Origin of the sequence: Tepidibacillus sp. LV47, from assembly GCF_048381575.1 — a bacterium.
GTDB lineage: Bacteria > Bacillota > Bacilli > Tepidibacillales > Tepidibacillaceae > Tepidibacillus.
Genome location: NZ_JBLWIF010000002.1, coordinates 186,447 through 204,724, shown reverse-complemented (window position 1 = coordinate 204,724; position 18,278 = coordinate 186,447). Strand labels below are relative to the sequence as shown.

Here is an 18,278-nt window from a genome sequence, read left to right as displayed (position 1 = left end):
GCCTCATTCTTTTTTCTTTTCTGTAGTTATTTTTCTTCTTCTTGCCTTTTGATGTCTTCCATTTCTTCCTTTGAAAATTCTTTATTAAAACCTTCAGAAGGGTCTGTTAAAACTGTATTTTCATCCGCATTTAATCGTTCTTTCAGTAATGCTGAGACTCTTTCTCTTTCTTGTTCAGGAATTAAGACATACCAAAGGTTTTGCGAACCAAAACGGTCAGGATACGCTCTGTAATGAATCGATTCAATATTATCACTCGTGTAATTCTTTAATTGACTTGCTAAGGAAATAATCTCCCCTTTAGTTAAATCGGTAGAAATCCCATTGCCAATTGCATCGAGAAACTTGTCTATTTTTAAAGGAGATCTTACTTCGGTACTTTGATCAATAAAGGCCTTTATAAATTGTTGTTGACGATCATTCCGGCCAAAATCTCCTTTAGTGTCATGACGGAAACGTGCAAAGTATAAAGCTTGATCCGCATTTAACAGATGATAGCCTTCATCAGGAAAATGCAAATAAGGTAATTTTTTTTGTGTATAATCAGATAATTCCTTATCTACATATAGTCGAATACCGCCGATGGCTTTTATTGCTCGATAAATCCCATCATAATTTGTTAAAATATAATTATCGATATGAATATCCGTGAAGTTTTCAACGGTTGCTATTGTGGTAGCGATACCATACTGATATGCTGCATTAATTTTGTCTTTGTAATTTTGCCCTGCGATTTCAACATAGGTATCCCGAGGAATGGATGTTAATGTAATCTTTTTCGTCTTTTCATTCACAATCGCAATCATAATGACGTCTGTTCGGCCAATATCATTTCGCTTTTTTGAATCTTTATCGATACCAAGAAGCAAAAATGCCCTAGACTCTAAATTTTTATCATCACTAACCCCTGTTTCGATTCTTTCTACAGGATTATACATTTTGTCCATTATATTGTTTAACTTATAAAATGTGTACCCAACGATACTAATCATCAAAAAAACGATCACAAAAACCGATCGAATCATCCATTTTCTATATCGATGTTTGTGTTTTCTAGATCTCAATTTTACAATAACCCTCCTTAAAGACGGACAAACACTTCCTCAACTATTCTAACAAATTTGCATAAACAAAAAAGCCCCTTTTTAAGGGGAAAAAGAAACTTCCTTAAATTTTAACCGGTTCATATTTTTCTTTTTGTTTATCTATCAAAGGGTTATACTGATACGTTGGTACGATTTCCTTTAGTTTTTGCTTTATCGTATCATCATCATTGTCCAAGACATCAACTAATTGCGTTATTTTTTCATTCATTTGTGCATAATCAATATCCGTTGGTTTCGCAATAAAGATTCGATCGTGTTTTGTATTTCTTGCCCCTTCTTCTTTCGTTAAAATCTCCTCATATAACTTTTCGCCAGGCCTGATACCTGTATATTTAATTTTAATATCTTCATCAACCCTAAGACCAGATAAACGAATCAAATCTTTTGCTAAATCCACAATTTTTACAGGGTTCCCCATATCAAGGATAAAAATCTCCCCGCCTTTTGCCATCGCTCCCGCTTGAATGACTAACTGCACCGCTTCCGGGATCGTCATAAAGAAACGAACCATTTCGGGATGAGTGACGGTTACAGGTCCCCCTTGTTCGATTTGCTTCTTAAATAAAGGAACAACGCTTCCCCGGCTTCCTAACACATTACCAAAGCGTACAGCAGCAAATTTCGTTTGACTCACTTTATCTAATGATTGAATGAACATCTCTGCAATCCGTTTGGTAGTCCCCATCACACTTGTAGGATTTACAGCCTTATCTGTAGAAATTAAGACAAAGCGCTCTGCACCGAAGTCATGAGCCGCTTCGGCGATATTCTTGGTTCCAAAGACATTATTTTTAATGGCTTCAGAAGGGTTTTTCTCCATTAATGGAACATGCTTATGGGCAGCAGCATGGAATACCACTTGCGGACGATACTTGCGAAAAATCATTTCAATCCGGGACTTATCTTGAATATCTGCAATGATCGGTTCAAGTTCTAAATCTGGATACTTATTTCTCAGCTCCATCTCAATGCTATAGATACTATTTTCCCCATGACCTAATAGCAACAATTGTTTAGGGTGAAAACGCGCAATTTGTCTGGACAACTCTGAGCCGATGGATCCTCCTGCACCAGTAACTAATACTACGCGCCCCTTTAAATAATCGGATATCTCTTCTAGATCCACTTTTACCGGATCTCTCCCTAATAAGTCCTCGACACTGACATCGCGAATTTTAACAGACAGTTTCCCTTCCAGTATATCTTTAACACTAGCAGGCAAGATCTTAACCTGTGCACCTGTCGTTTTACAAATATCAATGATTTTACGCAGTTCCTGTCTAGAGACAGAAGGCATCGCGATAATAATATCTTGAACCTTAAGTTGTTTCACAATTCGAGGAATATCATTGCGATTACCAACAATCGGCACCCCGAGAATTTCTAAACCTAATTTTTCTGGATCATCATCAATCATCGCGACTGGGTAGAAATGCGTGGTGTTCCGTAATTCTTTAATCACCAACGCTCCCGCATCCCCAGCACCCACAACAAGTGTTCTCCGATCTCCTTCCTTCAAATCCCCTAAGAAAAAGCGGTCGTGGAAAAGACGCCATGCTAAACGACTGCCGCCAATTGCAAGAGTCATAATAAAGAAACTGATTAAAAAAATCGATCGAGGAATAATATTTTTCCCAACAGAGATTTGGACAATATGATTCGTGATTAATAAAACCGCAGTAGAGATCACATTGGCTTTAATTAATGTATATAATTCTCCTACACTGACATAAGCCCAGATTTTTTTGTACAAATGATACCAATGATAAATCAATACCGTTAATAAGGCATAAGATAACGCAGCATAAGGAACAAATTGCCAATAAAATGAAGGAACAGAATACTCAAAACGCAGCAAATATGCCCATAATACAGACAATGAGATGAGGGCAATATCGATTAATATTAAAATGATTGTTCTTTTTTGCTTTGAGTTCATTCGAATCACTCTTTTTCTGATTTATTGATTTTTTAATAATTGATCTTCGGGTACGTCCCTTAATTTCTTTGCTGGATTTCCGACGACAAGGGCTCTAGCTTCAACATCCTTTGTAACAACACTGCCTGCCCCGACGGCACCATCTTCATCAATCACTTTCCCTGGCAGAACGGTAACATTTGCCCCAATTCTTCCTCCATCTTTAACCGTAACCCCTTTAAAGTGAGCAAAACGTTCTTTGCTTCTAGCCATATAGTTATCATTGGTGGTAACAACGCCAGGGGCAATAAAGACATGATTCCCTAACTCAGAATAAGCCGTAATGTAAGCGTTGGTTTCTAATTTGCAATAATCACCAATCGTACAATCATTTTCAATGGCCACGCCGCGGCCAATAATGGTTCGTTCCCCGATTGTAACACGTTCCCGAATCGTAGCTAAATCAGCCACAAATACTCCATTTGCTAACCTCGCATTGGCATAGATGATCGAATTGGTTCCGATGGTACATTCATCGCCAATAATCGTTGGTGGTTCTACTTTTGATTCTTTTAACGCCGAATTTTTGGCTCTCATGGGTTGTTTGCCAATCACAACATTATCATGAATGATGACATTATTACCAATTCTCGTTCCGTCATAGATAATAACGTTATGACCAATGATGACGTTTTCGCCAAATTCTACCTTTTTTCCAATGACGACGTTTTTCCCTATTTGTACAGGTTGACCCATGGTCGATCCCTCGTTTCTATAGAAATAAATTGATATGATTTACAATTTTTCTCGATGCATCCCCATTCCCATAAAGGTGTTCATTATAGGAAGCAGGGACCCATGCCTCAATGATTTGCGTCAGATTTTCCTTGATTGGATTAACTAAGCGGTTCCAACCTATTTCCACCGTCTCCACCCATTCTGTTTGCTCACGTAGAGTAAAACAAGGAACTTTCGCAAAGTAAGCTTCTTTTTGTACTCCACCAGAGTCTGTCACGATGGCTTTTGCATGGTTTTCTAGATAAACCATTTCTAAATAGGAAACCGGGGGAACCACTTTGATATTGGCAGCTTGTAAAAGATGTTTTAGTCCTGCTTCTTTTAATTTATTTTCTGTTCTTGGGTGAAGGGGAAGCAATACCGTATCCTTTAAACGAGCCAATGCTTCAAAAATCGCCTTTAAGCGAGTGATATCATCGGTATTTTCGGCACGGTGAATCGTGGCTAATATGTATTTCTTTTCCTCTACGCCAAAATCCCCTAATTGATATTTTTCTGCTGCCATTTTTGCGTAATACAGCACTGCATCATACATCACATCGCCCACATTGAACACATTTTTGGTAATTCCTTCATTTTTTAGGTTTAGAACCGCTGTTTCTGTGGGGGCAAAAAGAATTTCGGATACATGATCAGTGAGAATACGGTTGATTTCTTCCGGCATTCGTTTGTTAAAGCTTCTTAAACCCGCTTCTACGTGAAATAAAGGGATATGGAGCTTACTTGCAGCCAAAGCACCAGCTAATGTGGAATTGGTATCCCCATAGACAAGTACCCCATCTGGTTTTTCCATTAGCAAGACTTCTTCAATTTTGGCCAGCATTTCACCTGTTTGTTTGCCATGACTTGCTGAACCAACTCCTAGATCATAATCGGGTTTTGGGATATTTAACTCCTCAAAAAAGATCCCTGACATTTTATAGTCATAATGTTGTCCTGTATTGACCAAGATTTCTTGATAGGATTTCCGCAGTTCCCTTGAAACGGGAGCCACCTTGATAAATTGGGGTCTCGCTCCCACAACGGTTACGATTTTACGCACATCTCTCACCTATTTCACGATGATTTCCGATAAAACTCTTTGATTTTTGCAACGACATATTCTTGTTGTTCTTGCTTTAGTTCTGGATACATAGGCAAAGAAAGAACCTCTTTTGCTGCTTTTTCACTTTCTGGGAAATCCCCTTCTTTGTATCCTAAATCAGCAAAGACTGGTTGCAAATGTAATGGTAATGGGTAATAGATCATCGTTGAAATCCCTTGTTCTTTTAAATACGTTTGTAGCGCATCCCGATCTTTCACCCGAATCGTATATTGATGATAAATATGATAGCGATTTTCTTCCTCATAGGGTGTAACGACAACATCATCTAATTCAGCAAGCAACTCGTTATAATATGCCGCCTTTTTTCTTCTCAATTCGTTCCATTCATCGATATGAGGGAACTTTACGTTCAGGATGGCTGCTTGCATTTCATCTAAACGGCTATTGTAGCCAAGAACATGGTGATAATATTTGGGCTTACTTCCATGGACACGAATCACCCGCATTTTTTCCGCCAATTCATCATTATTGGTTATGATCATTCCCGCATCGCCAAATGCCCCAAGGTTCTTTGTTGGGAAGAAACTAAAACAAGCGGTATCGCCAAATTGACCAATTTTTCTCCCTTTATATTCGGCGCCGATTGCCTGTGCTGCATCTTCAACAATCGCTAAGTGATATTTCTTCGCAATCTCAAGAATGGGATCCATATCTGCTGCTTGTCCATAAAGATGGACAGGGATGATGGCTTTGGTTTTATCTGTAATTTTTTCCTCGATCAAACCTGGGTTGATATTAAACGTTTTCGGATCAATATCGACAAATACGGGTTTCGCGCCAATTCTTGCGATAGAGCCCGCTGTGGCAAAAAAGGTAAAAGGAGTGGTAATGACTTCATCCCCTGGCTGAATTCCACAAGCTAATAAAGAGATATGTAAGGCATCACTGCCATTGGCCACGCCGATGCCATGAGCAACATGACTGTATTTGGCAATATCTTTTTCTAATTTTTTTACATTTTCACCTAAGATAAAACGGGAAGAACTCATCACTTGTTCCAAAGCTTCATAAATTTCCCCTTTTAAATGTTGATATTGTTCAGATAAATCTAACATTGGTATATTCATTGTAAAATCCCCCATAATACCTAATATGTAGTGGTTATTCCACAATCTTCAATAAGGTGCGAAAGATAATCTTGATATCATTCCAAAAAGACATTTCTTCAATATATTGCAAGTTTAACTTTAATTTATCCACCATGATCTGTTCAATATAAGTTTTCTCTGGATCATCACTTTGGGCGAGGATTTCATTTTCATCCCGGTATTTGATGGAAGCATAATCGGTGATACCTGGGCGGATGGTTAATACCTTTTTTTGCTCCGCATTATACAATGCGGTATAGCGCGGGACTTCGGGTCTTGGCCCGACAAAACTCATATCTCCCTTCAAGACATTCAATAACTGGGGCAATTCATCCAACTTGTATTTACGCAAAAACCGACCGCTCCGGGTAATTCGTTTGTCATTGCTCACAGTGATTTGTTTCCCTAGTTTTTCTGCGTCCACCACCATGGTACGAAACTTATAGATCTGAAATTCCCGGCCATTTTTGCCAATTCTCGTTTGTTTGAAAATCGCCGGACCTTTCGAATCCAACTTAATCCAGAGATAAATCACAAGGAAAAGAGGGGATAAGATTATCATCCCCATTGAAGAGAAAACAATATCAAATAACCGTTTAAAAAATAGCGTGGTTAGGGATGGTGAAAGATCTCGTGATGTCATCAAATCACACCCTATCTTTTGTAGGTTTTGGCTATATCAAAGATCGCCTCGATCACTCTTTGGACTTCTTCTTTGGTCATCTTTGGATATAACGGGATCGAAATCGCTGCCTCATACGCTTTTTCGGCTAAAGGATAATCACCATATTTGAACCCTAATTTTTGATAATAGGGATGTAAATGTACAGGAATAAAGTGGACACTTGTTCCGATTCCCCGTTCTTTTAATTCTTCAATAAACTGCGCACGGTCGATGGTGAAATAGTTCTCCTTTAAACGGATCACATACAAATGCCATGCATGACGGTTCACATCATCAAAGTAAGGCAGAATGATTCCTTCAATCTCTTTCAATGCTTCATTGTACATCATAGCATATTGCTCACGAATCTGTTGCAGCTTCTCTAATTTTTTTAGCTGAACTAAACCTAATGCTGCTTGGATATCGGTCATATTGTATTTAAAGCCAGGGTACTCTACTTCATAGAACCAAGATCCCTTATCTGAATAGCGGTTCCATGCATTCTTGCTCATGCCATGAAGGCTCATGACACGAATTTTATCAGCTAATTCTTCGTTGTTGGTTGTCACCATGCCGCCTTCACCGGTGACCAAATTCTTCGTGGCGTAGAAACTAAAGTTGGTTAAATCACCAATACTGCCAACCATCCGCCCTTTGTACATGGAATAAACGGCATGGGCAGCGTCTTCAATCACATATAGGTTATATTTGCGAGCAATTTCCATCACAAGGTCCATATCGACAGGATATCCGGCAAAATGGACAGGAATAATGGCCTTGGTTTTATTCGTAATCTTGCTTTCGATAAGTGAAGGATCCATATTCATCGTCACAGGATCAATATCGACAAATACAGGTTTCGCCCCTGTGTGTAATATAGTATTGGCTGTGGCTACAAAAGTATACGGCGTGGTAATGACCTCATCCCCTGGACCAATACCTGCCGCTAACTGGGATAAATGTAAACCTGCTGTTGCTGAATTCAATGCCACAGCAAACTTGGTCCCAACATAATTGGCAAATTGTTTCTCAAATTCCACGGTTCTTGGCCCTTTGCTTAACCAATTGGAACGAAGGGCTGCAACAACCTCTTCAATCTCTTCTTCCTCAATCCATGGAAGTGCATAAGGAATCTTCTTCTCCATCTTAAACGCCTCTTTTCACAAGATCAATCAATTTCTTTTCAAGTCTTTCAACAATCACTTCACGGTCATAATATTCTTTCACAAAACGGCGGCCATTCTTGCCTAGTTGTTTTTTCAACTCAGGATTTTTCGCTAATCTTAAAACGGCTTCTGCGACTTCTTTTGCATTCTCCGGCTCGACACAAATCCCTCCGCCCGATCGTTCAATTAGTCTTTGTGCCTCACCTTCAACCGCAAGAATAATCGGAAGCTCGCTTGCTAAGGCCTCAAACATTTTCGATGGCAATGCCCCCTTAAATAATTCTAATCGTTTTAAGGGAACAATGGTAGCATCCATCGATGCAATAATTTTCGGCATATTCTTCTTTTCTTGAAGCGGGATAAAGGAAATATTGGTTAATCCCATCTTATCCGCCTTTTCCATTAACCTTTTCTTTTCTGGACCTTCACCAATGAGCAAAAAATGGATGTTGTGATGTTCCCTCAATCGATCAGCCGCTTCAAGAATAATATCTAAACCTTGGGCAATACCAATGATTCCTGCATAGACAACGGCGAATTTATCGGAAATGTTCCATTCTTTTCGTAATTCTTCACTTCGATTCTCTGGGGTGAAGAACTTAGTATCAGTTCCGTTTGTGAGGAGAAACGTATTCTTAAAGCCTCTTCGCTCGATATCATCAATAATTCCTTGGGTTTGCCCCGTAATTAAGTGGCTCTTTCGATAGGAAAACTCCTCCAGCCAAGTGGATAATTTGATTAAAAATGGATTCTTTAACACACCCAACTTAATGGCAGACTCTGGCCATAAATCTGAGACATTAAAAATAAATTTTGCCCGTTTTAGTTTACTTAAGATATAACCTGATGCTCCTAAAAATAAAGGGGGCGATTCCGTAATCACGATATCTTGTCTACCAACAAGAAAACTTCCCAATAATACCGATGAAAAGGTAAAGGAAAAATAGTTCATCAACCGGGGAATAAACCCTGTATTCTTCGTGACATAAAGCCATGTTCGGACAACTTTCATTCCTTCCATTTCTTCTTGATGAATGATTTTTCCTTTGTAGCCATCAAAAATCTCATACGCTGGATAATTGGGCATCCCCGTTAAGATCGTGATTTCATGACCACGTTTCACCAACAACTTAGCCAGCTCATAGATTCGATTCTGAGGAGCGCCCACTTCCGGAGGAAAATATTGTGTTAGAAACAAAATCTTCACCGATGCTCACCATCCAATTGGAATAAACAAGAGGCACCGAAACCGAAAAAGAGGCGGTGCCTGAAAGTACTCGCTTATAACTTATAATACTTCCCCTTAAGCTCTTTTACCCTTGAAAAACCATTTCGCGTATCAAAAATTATCTTTGCTGATTCTGCAATCATTTCATAATTGAAATCACTATGATCGGTGGTTAGGAGCACAATGTCCATTTCCTCTAAGAGCTCAGGAGTAACATCAACCGATTGATATTCCTTCCCTTTATGGTTGAACTTGGGAATATAGGGATCACTATAATAAACTTGAGCTCCATATTTCTCTAAAAACTCAATAATATCTAATACAGGGGATTCCCTTAAGTCATCGATATCCTTCTTATAGGCTGCGCCTAATAACAAGACTTTCGAACCGTTTAGCGATTTTTTCTCCTCATTTAATATCTTCATCGTTCGTTCGATGACAAACTCTGGCATGTAGTTATTAATTTCAGCTGCCGTCTCAATCAAACGTGTATGGTACTTATATTCTCTTGCCTTCCAAGTTAAATAGAATGGGTCAATGGGAATACAATGACCACCTAAGCCAGGGCCTGGATAGAACGCCATAAAGCCATAAGGTTTGGTCTTTGCTGCATTGATCACTTCCCATACATCAATTCCCATCTTATTACAGAGAATGGCCATCTCATTAACCAAGGCAATGTTGATGTTGCGGAAGGTATTTTCTAAGATCTTCTCCATCTCAGCAACTTTTGGACTGGAAACCTCATGTACTTCTCCTTCAAGGACATTCCGATACATTGTACTTGCCAGTTTCGTACAAACAGGAGTTACCCCGCCCACGACTTTAGGTGTGTTTTTCGTATTAAATTGCTTGTTACCAGGATCGACACGCTCTGGAGAATAAGCAACAAAGAAGTCTTCCCCACATTTTAATCCTGTTTGCTCTAAAATGGGTTTTACCACTTCTTCTGTAGTTCCAGGATAAGTCGTACTTTCTAAGACGACAAGCATTCCCTGATGTAAATACTCAGCGATTGCTTTTGTCGAATTTTCAACATAAGAGATATCTGGTTGTTGATGTTCATCAAGAGGTGTAGGAACACAGATGGCTACCGCATCCACTTCTTGAATTCTCGAATAATCCGTGGTTGCTGTAAGTTTCCCACTTTTCACAAGGTCGGTCAAGTCTTCATCAACCACATCCCCAATATAGTTTTCCCCGCGGTTCACCATATCGACACGTTTTTGTTGAACATCAAAACCGATCACCTGATAACCTGCTTTTGCCTTTTCCACCGCTAAAGGTAAACCCACATAACCAAGTCCAACAACACCGATGGTTGCTGTTTTATTTTCAATTTTGTCATATAGCTCTTTAGCTATCGGATTCATTTCTAATTCTTTTTCGGTTAGAGCCATGTGTATGATATCCTCCTAAATTAAGTTATTTTTGATTCAAATAAACCGGTTGATCCTTTTCAGCTGATTCATAAATCGCTAGAACAATCTCCAAAGCATTTCTACCATCTTCAAGGGTAACATAAGGATCACGGTCTTCTTTGATAGCCTCAATGAAGTCTTTAATGATCAATTGATGGCCATAGCCATAAACGGTTGGCGGATTTTCTGCTTGCGCTTTGACAATGGCTTCTTCCTCTTCTTTAAAATTCTCGCTAAAACGCCATTTCTCAATTCGATTGACGGCAATGCCGCCAACAACCACAGTCCCAGTTTCACCAAAAAGATTTAACGTCTCTTCTAAATTGGTTGGATAGACAGTAGCTGCTCCTTCAATAATCCCAAGGGCACCACTCTCAAATTCAAGAACAGCTACCCCTACATCTTCCATTTCAATGCGGCGGAAACGGGTTGCTGTATTGCCATAGACTTTTTTCACAGGTCCCATCATCCAACGTAACAGGTCGATATTATGAATACATTGGTTCATTAATGTACCGCCATCCATCTCTTTGGTTCCACGCCATGAGGCTTGATCATAGTATGCCTGATTCCGATTCCAACGGATGCTGGCAACCCCATGAGACATTTTACCAAAACGTCCTGCCTCTAGAGCTTGTCTTGTTTTTTGGATAGCATCGTTGAAACGATTTTGATGGACAGCTGCTGCTTTTACCCCTTTTCTTTTTGCTGCTTCGATGATTCGATCTGCATCTTCAAGAGTCATGGCGATTGGCTTTTCAATCATCACATGTTTTCCTTTTTCAATCGCCTTAATCGCCATTTCGGCATGCAAACCGCTTGGTGTGCAAATATTTATAACCTCAATCTCAGGATCCTCTAACATTTCATCGTAATCTAAGTATTTCTTCGCATTATATTTCTTCGCAAACTCTTCAGCTTTTTCGTCAATAATATCGCAAACCGCTACTAAATTTGCTTCTTCTAACGCCATAATCGATTCTGCATGTTTTGGCGCAATGCGACCACAACCAACGATCGCGAAGTTCATATGTAATCCTCCTTGTTTTATCACTTTATTATCACAAATACACCAATACATTATACACTTGTTATCATTTTTTGGGTATATTGTTTCATCGTTGAATCTTGACGTTTTCTAGAAAATTAGCTTCTTTTACTTATTAAAATACCCTTAATATATAAGCTTAGGGGTCTACGATCTATCGTTCTTGCATTCTTTCTTTTATATTTCACCTGTTCTACGTCTGCACTGGAATAGTCATTCAATTGTATGGCAAGGGAATAGAGATCTTTCTTTGTTAAATCTGTTTTTACATCATCCCCAAGGATTTCATACATGGCGTCAAGTGTAACACAACTCCACCTTCTTTTGAAAAATTTTCACAAGTATTATACTACTACTAACCTACAATTTAAAGTGATCGCTTATTCATTACAGTTAATACGAAAAAAAGGTTTGTACATTCCATCGCTTATGGAATAACAAACCCCTAAATGCCCCCTAACATTCAAGATGGGCTATGAATAAAAAATCAACTATGCGAACTACGATGTGCCTCATGCGCCAAAACAAGCCCGCCGATAATTCCAGCCTGATCTCCTAATCCGGGAGGCACAATATATGAATCTATTTCTGGTAAATCCACATAACCGTTTAATAGTTCTTGTACATTTTGACGAATAAGCGGGAAAAGTTGGGATTGCTTCATCACCCCGCCACCTAAAATGATCTTTTTGGGTGAAAGAATGAGTATATATTGAACAAGTGCTTGCGCCAAATAGTAGGCTTCTAATTCCCAAACTTCTTTTCTCTCTGCCAGCTCAATCCCTTTTTTCCCCCATCGTTCTTCAATGGCTGGCCCAGCAGCAAGCCCTTCTAAACAATCCTTATGATAGGGGCACTTCCCTTGATATGGATCATTTGGATGTCGTCGTACGATAATATGCCCCATTTCTGGATGGGTTAATCCTTGAATAACTTGTCCGTTTACGATGGCTCCTCCACCGATTCCTGTGCCAACGGTTAAATAGAGACAACTGTCTAATCCTTTGGCGGCACCATAATGAAGCTCTCCAAGAGCAGCAGCATTAACATCTGTTTGAAAGCCGACGGGAAGGGAAAGGGTTTCTTGAACTGTTTTTAATAATGGATAATTCCGCCACTCCAGTTTCGGTGTTGTGGTAATCGAACCATAGGTTGGACTTTCTCTATTTAGATCAACAGGCCCAAATGAACCTATTCCAATGGCTTGAAGGTTATATTGCCGGAAAAATTCCAATACTTGAGGCATTGTTTCCTCTGGTGTGAGGGTAGGAATGGTCACTTTGGCAAGGATCTCTCCTGTTTCATTGCCCACTGCGCAAACAAATTTCGTTCCCCCTGCTTCAATTGCACCATAAAACATGTTTTCTTCTCCCCTATCTTGATTTACAGGAATTTTTCATTCTCAATGAATACAATTGCAAATGCATAGAAGCTTCCGCTTTCGATGAAATGCGAAACGTATGATCTTCCGGATTGGCGAAAAACCGCGCTGTAAAAACTTCTTGCCCGTCATTTATGAAAATTTCGATGGATGACGAATCTAGATAAATTTGTAATTTGCGCAGCTGATTTACCTTGCATTGCCTGCTTTCCAATCCGCTGCCGTCAAATTTTTTTCTCTCCATGGTGAATAAATTTTCATTTTTGTCGTATTTTAATTTAATATTGTTCCGAATCGTTATTTCTAACCGTCCATTTGTTAATGAATGCACATTCATAATGATTTCTGATTGGGGATTGATCATCATAGAGTATTCATCGTTTTCATTGTTTAAAACAAGATTTACCATGATCGGTTTGCCACTTCTTAATTTTTTCAGCTCTTTAATAGGCATTTGGTATAAATGATCACCAATGACTTTAATTTCTCTAGGAATGGTTAACGCATGAATCCAGCCTTTTTCAATGGTTGGGTGATATCGTTCATTATCATCCCCCATTCCCATCCAGGCGATCATTATTCTTCTATTATTATGGTGATCTACGAAGGTTTGCGGTGCATAAAAATCAAAGCCGCGGTCCAATTCCATGAATTCTCCATGTTCATAATGGTTTGTATCAGGGATCCAATGGCCGACAAAATAACCTGATTGATACAGATTTTTATAATTCAATCCTTTAGGTTCTAATCCTTGAGGGCAAAACAAAAGGATATCTTTCCCTTGTAGGGAGAAAAGATCCGGACATTCCCACATATAACCAAATTCACCTAAACCATTCCAATTACTTCCTGCAATAGGACCCAACATTTCCCAATGGTATAAATCCGTTGAGGAAAATAAAACCGCCCTTCCATCTAAAGAATTGCTTTGTGCACCAAGAACCATGTACCAACGCCCGTTCTGTTTCCAAACTTTTGGGTCGCGGAAATGAGGAGTATATCCTTTTGGTACATGGAGGATCGGGCCTTTTTTTTCAAAATGGATTCCATCTTCGGATACAGCCAAACATTGATATGATTCTCGTTCACCGTTTTGATTTTTTACATTTCCTGTGTAAAAAAGGTACATCTTATCATTATGTTCGATGGCAGAACCTGAATAACAGCCGTTTTTATCGTACCATTCACTTGGAACTAAAGCGGGAGGATGTTCTTCCCAATGCAATAAATCCGTTGAGGAAAAATGCCCCCAAAACTTTATTCCATGATTCGTTTCGAACGGATTCCATTGATAGAAAACGTGAAACCGCCCATGAAAATATATAAGGCCATTTGGGTCATTCATCAGCCCAAATGGAGGCGATAAATGATAACATGGGCGATAGGGATCATGGTTAATATATGCTTCATTTTTGCTTTTCATTGACATACTCCTGTTCCGATCGTTCAACACTCATGTAAATTTATTTCTTGTTTTCCGCAAGCATTTTGTCTGAAAATCCAAATAACCAAGTTAGTATAAAGGCTGTTCCTATTGCGGTTAAATTAACGAAAATATATGGGAGAATTTGCCCGTTTAAATAAAGCAATGTTCCCGGAATAACGGTAATAGCCATCCCAGTAGCTTTTAAACCAAGTATTGATGCTAAAAATCCTCCGACTCCACCGCCGATTAACCCCATTATAAAAGGTTTGACATAACGAAGATTGATACCAAAAATCGCCGGTTCTGTTATTCCCAAAAAAGCGGATAATGAAGAAGATAATGACAAGGCTTTCAATTTAGACGATTTCGTTTTCAATCCTACTGCCAAAGCTGCACCGCCTTGTGCCGCTATTGAACTAGTAATGATGGCATTAAAAGGATTACTTTTAAATTGTTCCAATAATTGAATTTCCAGCATATTAAATATATGATGTACACCTGTCACAACGATGACCTGATCCAAGGTGCCAATAATTAATCCGCTAAGACCGAATGGAAGTGATAAAAGGAAGACCGTTGCATGCAAAATATATTCTTCCGCAATATGAAAAATAGGACCAATAACAAACAGCGCCAAAGTAATCATGATTAATAGCGTTAAAAATGGAGTCACAATCAAATCTAACACTTCTGGAACGCGTTTACGGATGTTCTGTTCTAATTTCGCACCGATAATGCCGGCAATAAAAGCAGGAAGAATCGATCCTTGATAACCGACTACCGGAATAAAACCAAAATATTTAATTGGTTCGATATCGCCGCCAGCAACTCCCCATGCGTTAGGAAGGGAAGGACTGACCAACATAAGGCCTAAAACAAGACCAATCAAAGGGGTACCGCCAAATACGCGGAATGTTGACCAAGCAACTAATGCCGGCAAGAAGATAAATGCTGTATCTGTTAGAACTTGTGTAAATAAAATGAAATTTTCTGAAATATCAGCTGGGGATAACCCAAATAAAGCCAATATTTGTTTTTGCATGACTAAACCACGCAGTCCCATAAACAATCCAGTTGCAACAAGTGCCGGGATAATTGGCACAAAAACATCCCCAAATGTTCGAATAGCCCGTTGAAGCGCGTTTCCGCTTTTTGCAGCCTCGCTGCTTTGTTCAGATTTCGTTTTGCCGCTGACACCTAATCTGACCACTTCATCATAGATTCGATTGACAGTTCCAGTCCCTAAAATAATTTGGTATTGGCCGGAATTAAAAAATGCTCCCTTCACTTTGGAAATATTCTCTACTTTCTTTTGATCAATTTTTCCTTTGTCTTTAATCATCAGTCTTAAACGTGTGGCGCAATGGGCGGCAGAAATAACATTTTCGTTTCCGCCAACTGCCTCAAGAATTTCTTTAGCAATTTGTTTATTATCCGACATCGTTTTTCACGCTCCCACATCATCATTTAGCAAATATTTTGGTTTAGACATCTTGGCAAAAAATTGAGGAATCGATTCCACATCGAGCATTTTATAGATGGAATCGTTTTCAAGTTTATATGAAATCGATTCCATCTACTTTAATTATATACTATCTCTTTCAATCAGTCTATAACCTAAGGTAATTTTTTGTTCATGATTATTTTTTTCTTCAATCTGCTGGAGAAGAATTTCTGCTGCCTTTCTCCCTGCTTCTTCATATTCATAATCGATCGTTGTTAATGCAGGGGAATAGATTTTCGATATATCCGAATCACCGATGCTTGCCACACCAATTTCATCAGGGATTTTCATGTTTTTTTCTTTTAAATATTGCATGGCGCCGATTGCTAAACGATGGGTTGCCGCAAACACCCCATCAGGAAAAACATGATTATTTTTGGCAATTTCTTCCATCGCCTTATACCCTGATTCAAGCTTAAAATCACGAATAGCAATATAAGAAGACTGGATAGGCAAGCCGTTTTCTTTTAATGCATCATAATAGCCTTGTTTTCTTAAAACACCAACTGCATAGTCTGATTCATAAACCCCGATAAAAGCAATATTTTTTCGCCCTTTTTCAATCAATTTCTTTGTGATCGTTTTAGCAGCGTGATAGTCATCATGAACAACATAGGAGCAATGAGGAATTTCTTGGCCGACTGCAACAAATGGAATATCGATATTTTTGATTTCTTTTACCAAATTTTCATGAATATTGGTGGCTAGTAAAATAATTCCATCGACACGTCTGCTTTTTAACAAATTTAAATATTCGATTTCTTTTTCCCTTTTTAAATTAGTATTCGCTAATAATATTTGATAGCCTCTTTCTGAAAAAACTTCATCCATCCCCATGACGACGCGGCTGGAAGTTTCTGTACTGATTTTTGGCAAAATGACGCCGATGACTTTTGTTTGCTTCGTTCTCAATGATTTTGCTTGGTGGCTGGGAATGTAGCCGGTTTCTTTAATCACTTTTAGAACTCTTGCTCTCGCTTCATCGCTTACATAACCTGAATTATTTAACACTCGGGAAACAGTGGTTCGGGAAACATTGGCCAATTTAGCAATTTCATTGATCGTAACCAATTTATTCATCCTTTTCTTCTCGTCTAATAAAAAACTCCTTATAATTAGGAATGGCTGCCACATAACCCTAATTACAAGGAGAACTTTTATAAGGATTATACCATATTTCAATCATCAACGGAATACCCACACCATAATTATTGGAATGCCATATGACCACTTCTTCGATTTTCCGTCCTTCCACAACCCCCTGTGCTTCAATCCGGCATTGTCCATAATCGTGTCTGATATCAATTTGATGGATATAACAATCATGTCAGACAAAACTATCAAGTCATAACCTAAGATGGAAAATGTACGATATTTAATTTCCACATTCTAATTTCGTACAATTCGTGGTATAATATAGTCAAAAAAGTACTTATCATATTAGAAAAGAGGTGATCTTGTGCTACAAATAACATCAACCGAGTTCAAGAAAAACCTAGGTAAGTATCTTGCATTAGTCAATAAAGAAGATATCATCATTACCCGTAATGGGATCCCTATTGCACAACTTTCTCCCCCTAAAAGCGAGAAAGTAAGTTTAGTGAATCAACTTATGGGGGTAATTCCTGATGATGGTTATACGGTTGAGGATGCACGAAAAGAGCGATTGATGAAAAATGAAGATAATCATTGATAACAATGTTATCTTGGACGTTTTTCATAACAGAGAACCCTTTGTCCAATTTTCTGCTAACGTTTTACGTTTAGTCGAAACAAAACAATTAAAAGGGTATATCACTGCAAATTCTGTTACTGATATCCACTATATCCTAAACCGTTCCATCAAAGATAAACAAAAATTATTTACAGTACTTGACACTCTTTTTAAGTTAGTTGAGATCATTGATGTTACGTCAAAAGATATCAAAAAAGCCTTTCGCCCAGAAGTCGATGACTTTGAAGACGAATTGATAATTGTTTGTGCTGAACGTGCAAACATAGATTTTATCGTCACCCGCAACCCCAAAGATTTTAAGAACTCGCCCATCCCGGCAATAACACCAGAAGATTTTCTAACAAAGTATTTTGAGGCGCTTTAACTGTCTTGAGTTCATAAGACGGTTTTTCTTTTTTGGGGCTATTAAAGCCTAACCGATGATTTCGACTTTCCAGATAGCAAGCTAATGTTATTACGATAGATTCCTCGTAGTATACCTTCTGAAATTAGGAAGTTGTGTTCTACAGTCTTTGATATTTTTAAGTAAATCTAAATAAGCTCTCTACCGTACCGTTTCCTTTTCCCTCCACATTTCGTTGATGCCATTTCCATGCGCTTTCGATTTGTTCCAACGAATATTGCGTTCCAGCCAAGTTCTTCATAAATTTTTCGCAAAGAAGCGACAAGGCGCACCGGGTCGAAATGGCG

The 18,278-nt window shown here is 38.7% G+C and carries 16 protein-coding genes; 2 read left to right on the top strand and 14 right to left on the bottom strand.

What is annotated here, in order from left to right; genetic code table 11:
• Positions 1-26: 26 nt before the first annotated feature.
• From ACMW72_RS04150 to ACMW72_RS04085, 14 genes are all read right to left on the bottom strand, one after another.
• The gene (locus ACMW72_RS04150) at positions 27-1,064 is read right to left on the bottom strand and encodes an LCP family protein (protein ID WP_418367572.1); all 1,038 of its coding nucleotides are present in this window, start codon (positions 1,062-1,064) and stop codon (positions 27-29) included.
• A 103-nt stretch (positions 1,065-1,167) separates the two neighbouring features.
• Positions 1,168-3,045 carry a polysaccharide biosynthesis protein gene (locus ACMW72_RS04145; protein ID WP_418367571.1) on the bottom strand — a complete coding sequence of 626 codons (1,878 nt, stop codon included), beginning with the start codon at positions 3,043-3,045 and terminating at the stop codon, positions 1,168-1,170.
• Between the two features lie 21 nt (positions 3,046-3,066).
• Positions 3,067-3,780, bottom strand: a complete 714-nt coding sequence (locus ACMW72_RS04140) for a DapH/DapD/GlmU-related protein (RefSeq protein ID WP_418367570.1) — start codon at positions 3,778-3,780, stop codon at positions 3,067-3,069.
• Positions 3,781-3,796: 16 nt separating this feature from the next.
• Positions 3,797-4,864 (bottom strand): non-hydrolyzing UDP-N-acetylglucosamine 2-epimerase, encoded by a 1,068-nt coding sequence (gene wecB, locus ACMW72_RS04135; RefSeq protein WP_418367569.1) that lies wholly within the window; start codon positions 4,862-4,864, stop codon positions 3,797-3,799.
• Between the two features lie 14 nt (positions 4,865-4,878).
• Entirely contained in the window at positions 4,879-5,994 is a 1,116-nt protein-coding gene (locus tag ACMW72_RS04130) for a DegT/DnrJ/EryC1/StrS family aminotransferase (RefSeq protein WP_418367568.1), read from the bottom strand.
• 34 nt (positions 5,995-6,028) lie between these two features.
• A complete protein-coding gene (locus tag ACMW72_RS04125) occupies positions 6,029-6,658 on the bottom strand; it encodes a sugar transferase (protein WP_418367567.1) in 630 nt (209 codons plus the stop codon).
• Positions 6,659-6,669: 11 nt separating this feature from the next.
• Entirely contained in the window at positions 6,670-7,824 is a 1,155-nt protein-coding gene (gene pseC / locus ACMW72_RS04120; RefSeq protein ID WP_418367566.1) for a UDP-4-amino-4,6-dideoxy-N-acetyl-beta-L-altrosamine transaminase, read from the bottom strand.
• A gap of 1 nt (position 7,825) precedes the next feature.
• Positions 7,826-9,052, bottom strand: a complete 1,227-nt coding sequence (locus tag ACMW72_RS04115) for a glycosyltransferase family 4 protein (protein WP_418367565.1) — start codon at positions 9,050-9,052, stop codon at positions 7,826-7,828.
• A gap of 74 nt (positions 9,053-9,126) precedes the next feature.
• Positions 9,127-10,473 (bottom strand): nucleotide sugar dehydrogenase, encoded by a 1,347-nt coding sequence (locus ACMW72_RS04110; protein WP_418367564.1) that lies wholly within the window; start codon positions 10,471-10,473, stop codon positions 9,127-9,129.
• 25 nt (positions 10,474-10,498) lie between these two features.
• Positions 10,499-11,524 carry a Gfo/Idh/MocA family protein gene (locus ACMW72_RS04105; protein WP_418367563.1) on the bottom strand — a complete coding sequence of 342 codons (1,026 nt, stop codon included), beginning with the start codon at positions 11,522-11,524 and terminating at the stop codon, positions 10,499-10,501.
• A gap of 505 nt (positions 11,525-12,029) precedes the next feature.
• Positions 12,030-12,902 carry an ROK family protein gene (locus tag ACMW72_RS04100; RefSeq protein WP_418367562.1) on the bottom strand — a complete coding sequence of 291 codons (873 nt, stop codon included), beginning with the start codon at positions 12,900-12,902 and terminating at the stop codon, positions 12,030-12,032.
• Between the two features lie 13 nt (positions 12,903-12,915).
• A complete protein-coding gene (locus ACMW72_RS04095) occupies positions 12,916-14,346 on the bottom strand; it encodes a glycoside hydrolase family 32 protein (RefSeq protein WP_418367561.1) in 1,431 nt (476 codons plus the stop codon).
• A 40-nt stretch (positions 14,347-14,386) separates the two neighbouring features.
• Positions 14,387-15,790 (bottom strand): sucrose-specific PTS transporter subunit IIBC, encoded by a 1,404-nt coding sequence (locus tag ACMW72_RS04090; RefSeq protein WP_418367560.1) that lies wholly within the window; start codon positions 15,788-15,790, stop codon positions 14,387-14,389.
• Between the two features lie 144 nt (positions 15,791-15,934).
• Positions 15,935-16,924, bottom strand: a complete 990-nt coding sequence (locus ACMW72_RS04085) for a LacI family DNA-binding transcriptional regulator (protein WP_418367720.1) — start codon at positions 16,922-16,924, stop codon at positions 15,935-15,937.
• Positions 16,925-17,312: 388 nt separating this feature from the next.
• On the opposite strand from ACMW72_RS04085, the gene ACMW72_RS04080 reads away from it, so the two are divergent.
• Positions 17,313-17,546: a type II toxin-antitoxin system Phd/YefM family antitoxin gene (locus tag ACMW72_RS04080; RefSeq protein WP_418367559.1), complete on the top strand. Its 234-nt coding sequence runs from the start codon at positions 17,313-17,315 to the stop codon at positions 17,544-17,546.
• Positions 17,530-17,952: a PIN domain-containing protein gene (locus ACMW72_RS04075; RefSeq protein WP_418367558.1), complete on the top strand. Its 423-nt coding sequence runs from the start codon at positions 17,530-17,532 to the stop codon at positions 17,950-17,952. The genes ACMW72_RS04080 and ACMW72_RS04075 overlap by 17 nt, the downstream gene beginning before the upstream one ends.
• Positions 17,953-18,278: the final 326 nt, after the last annotated feature.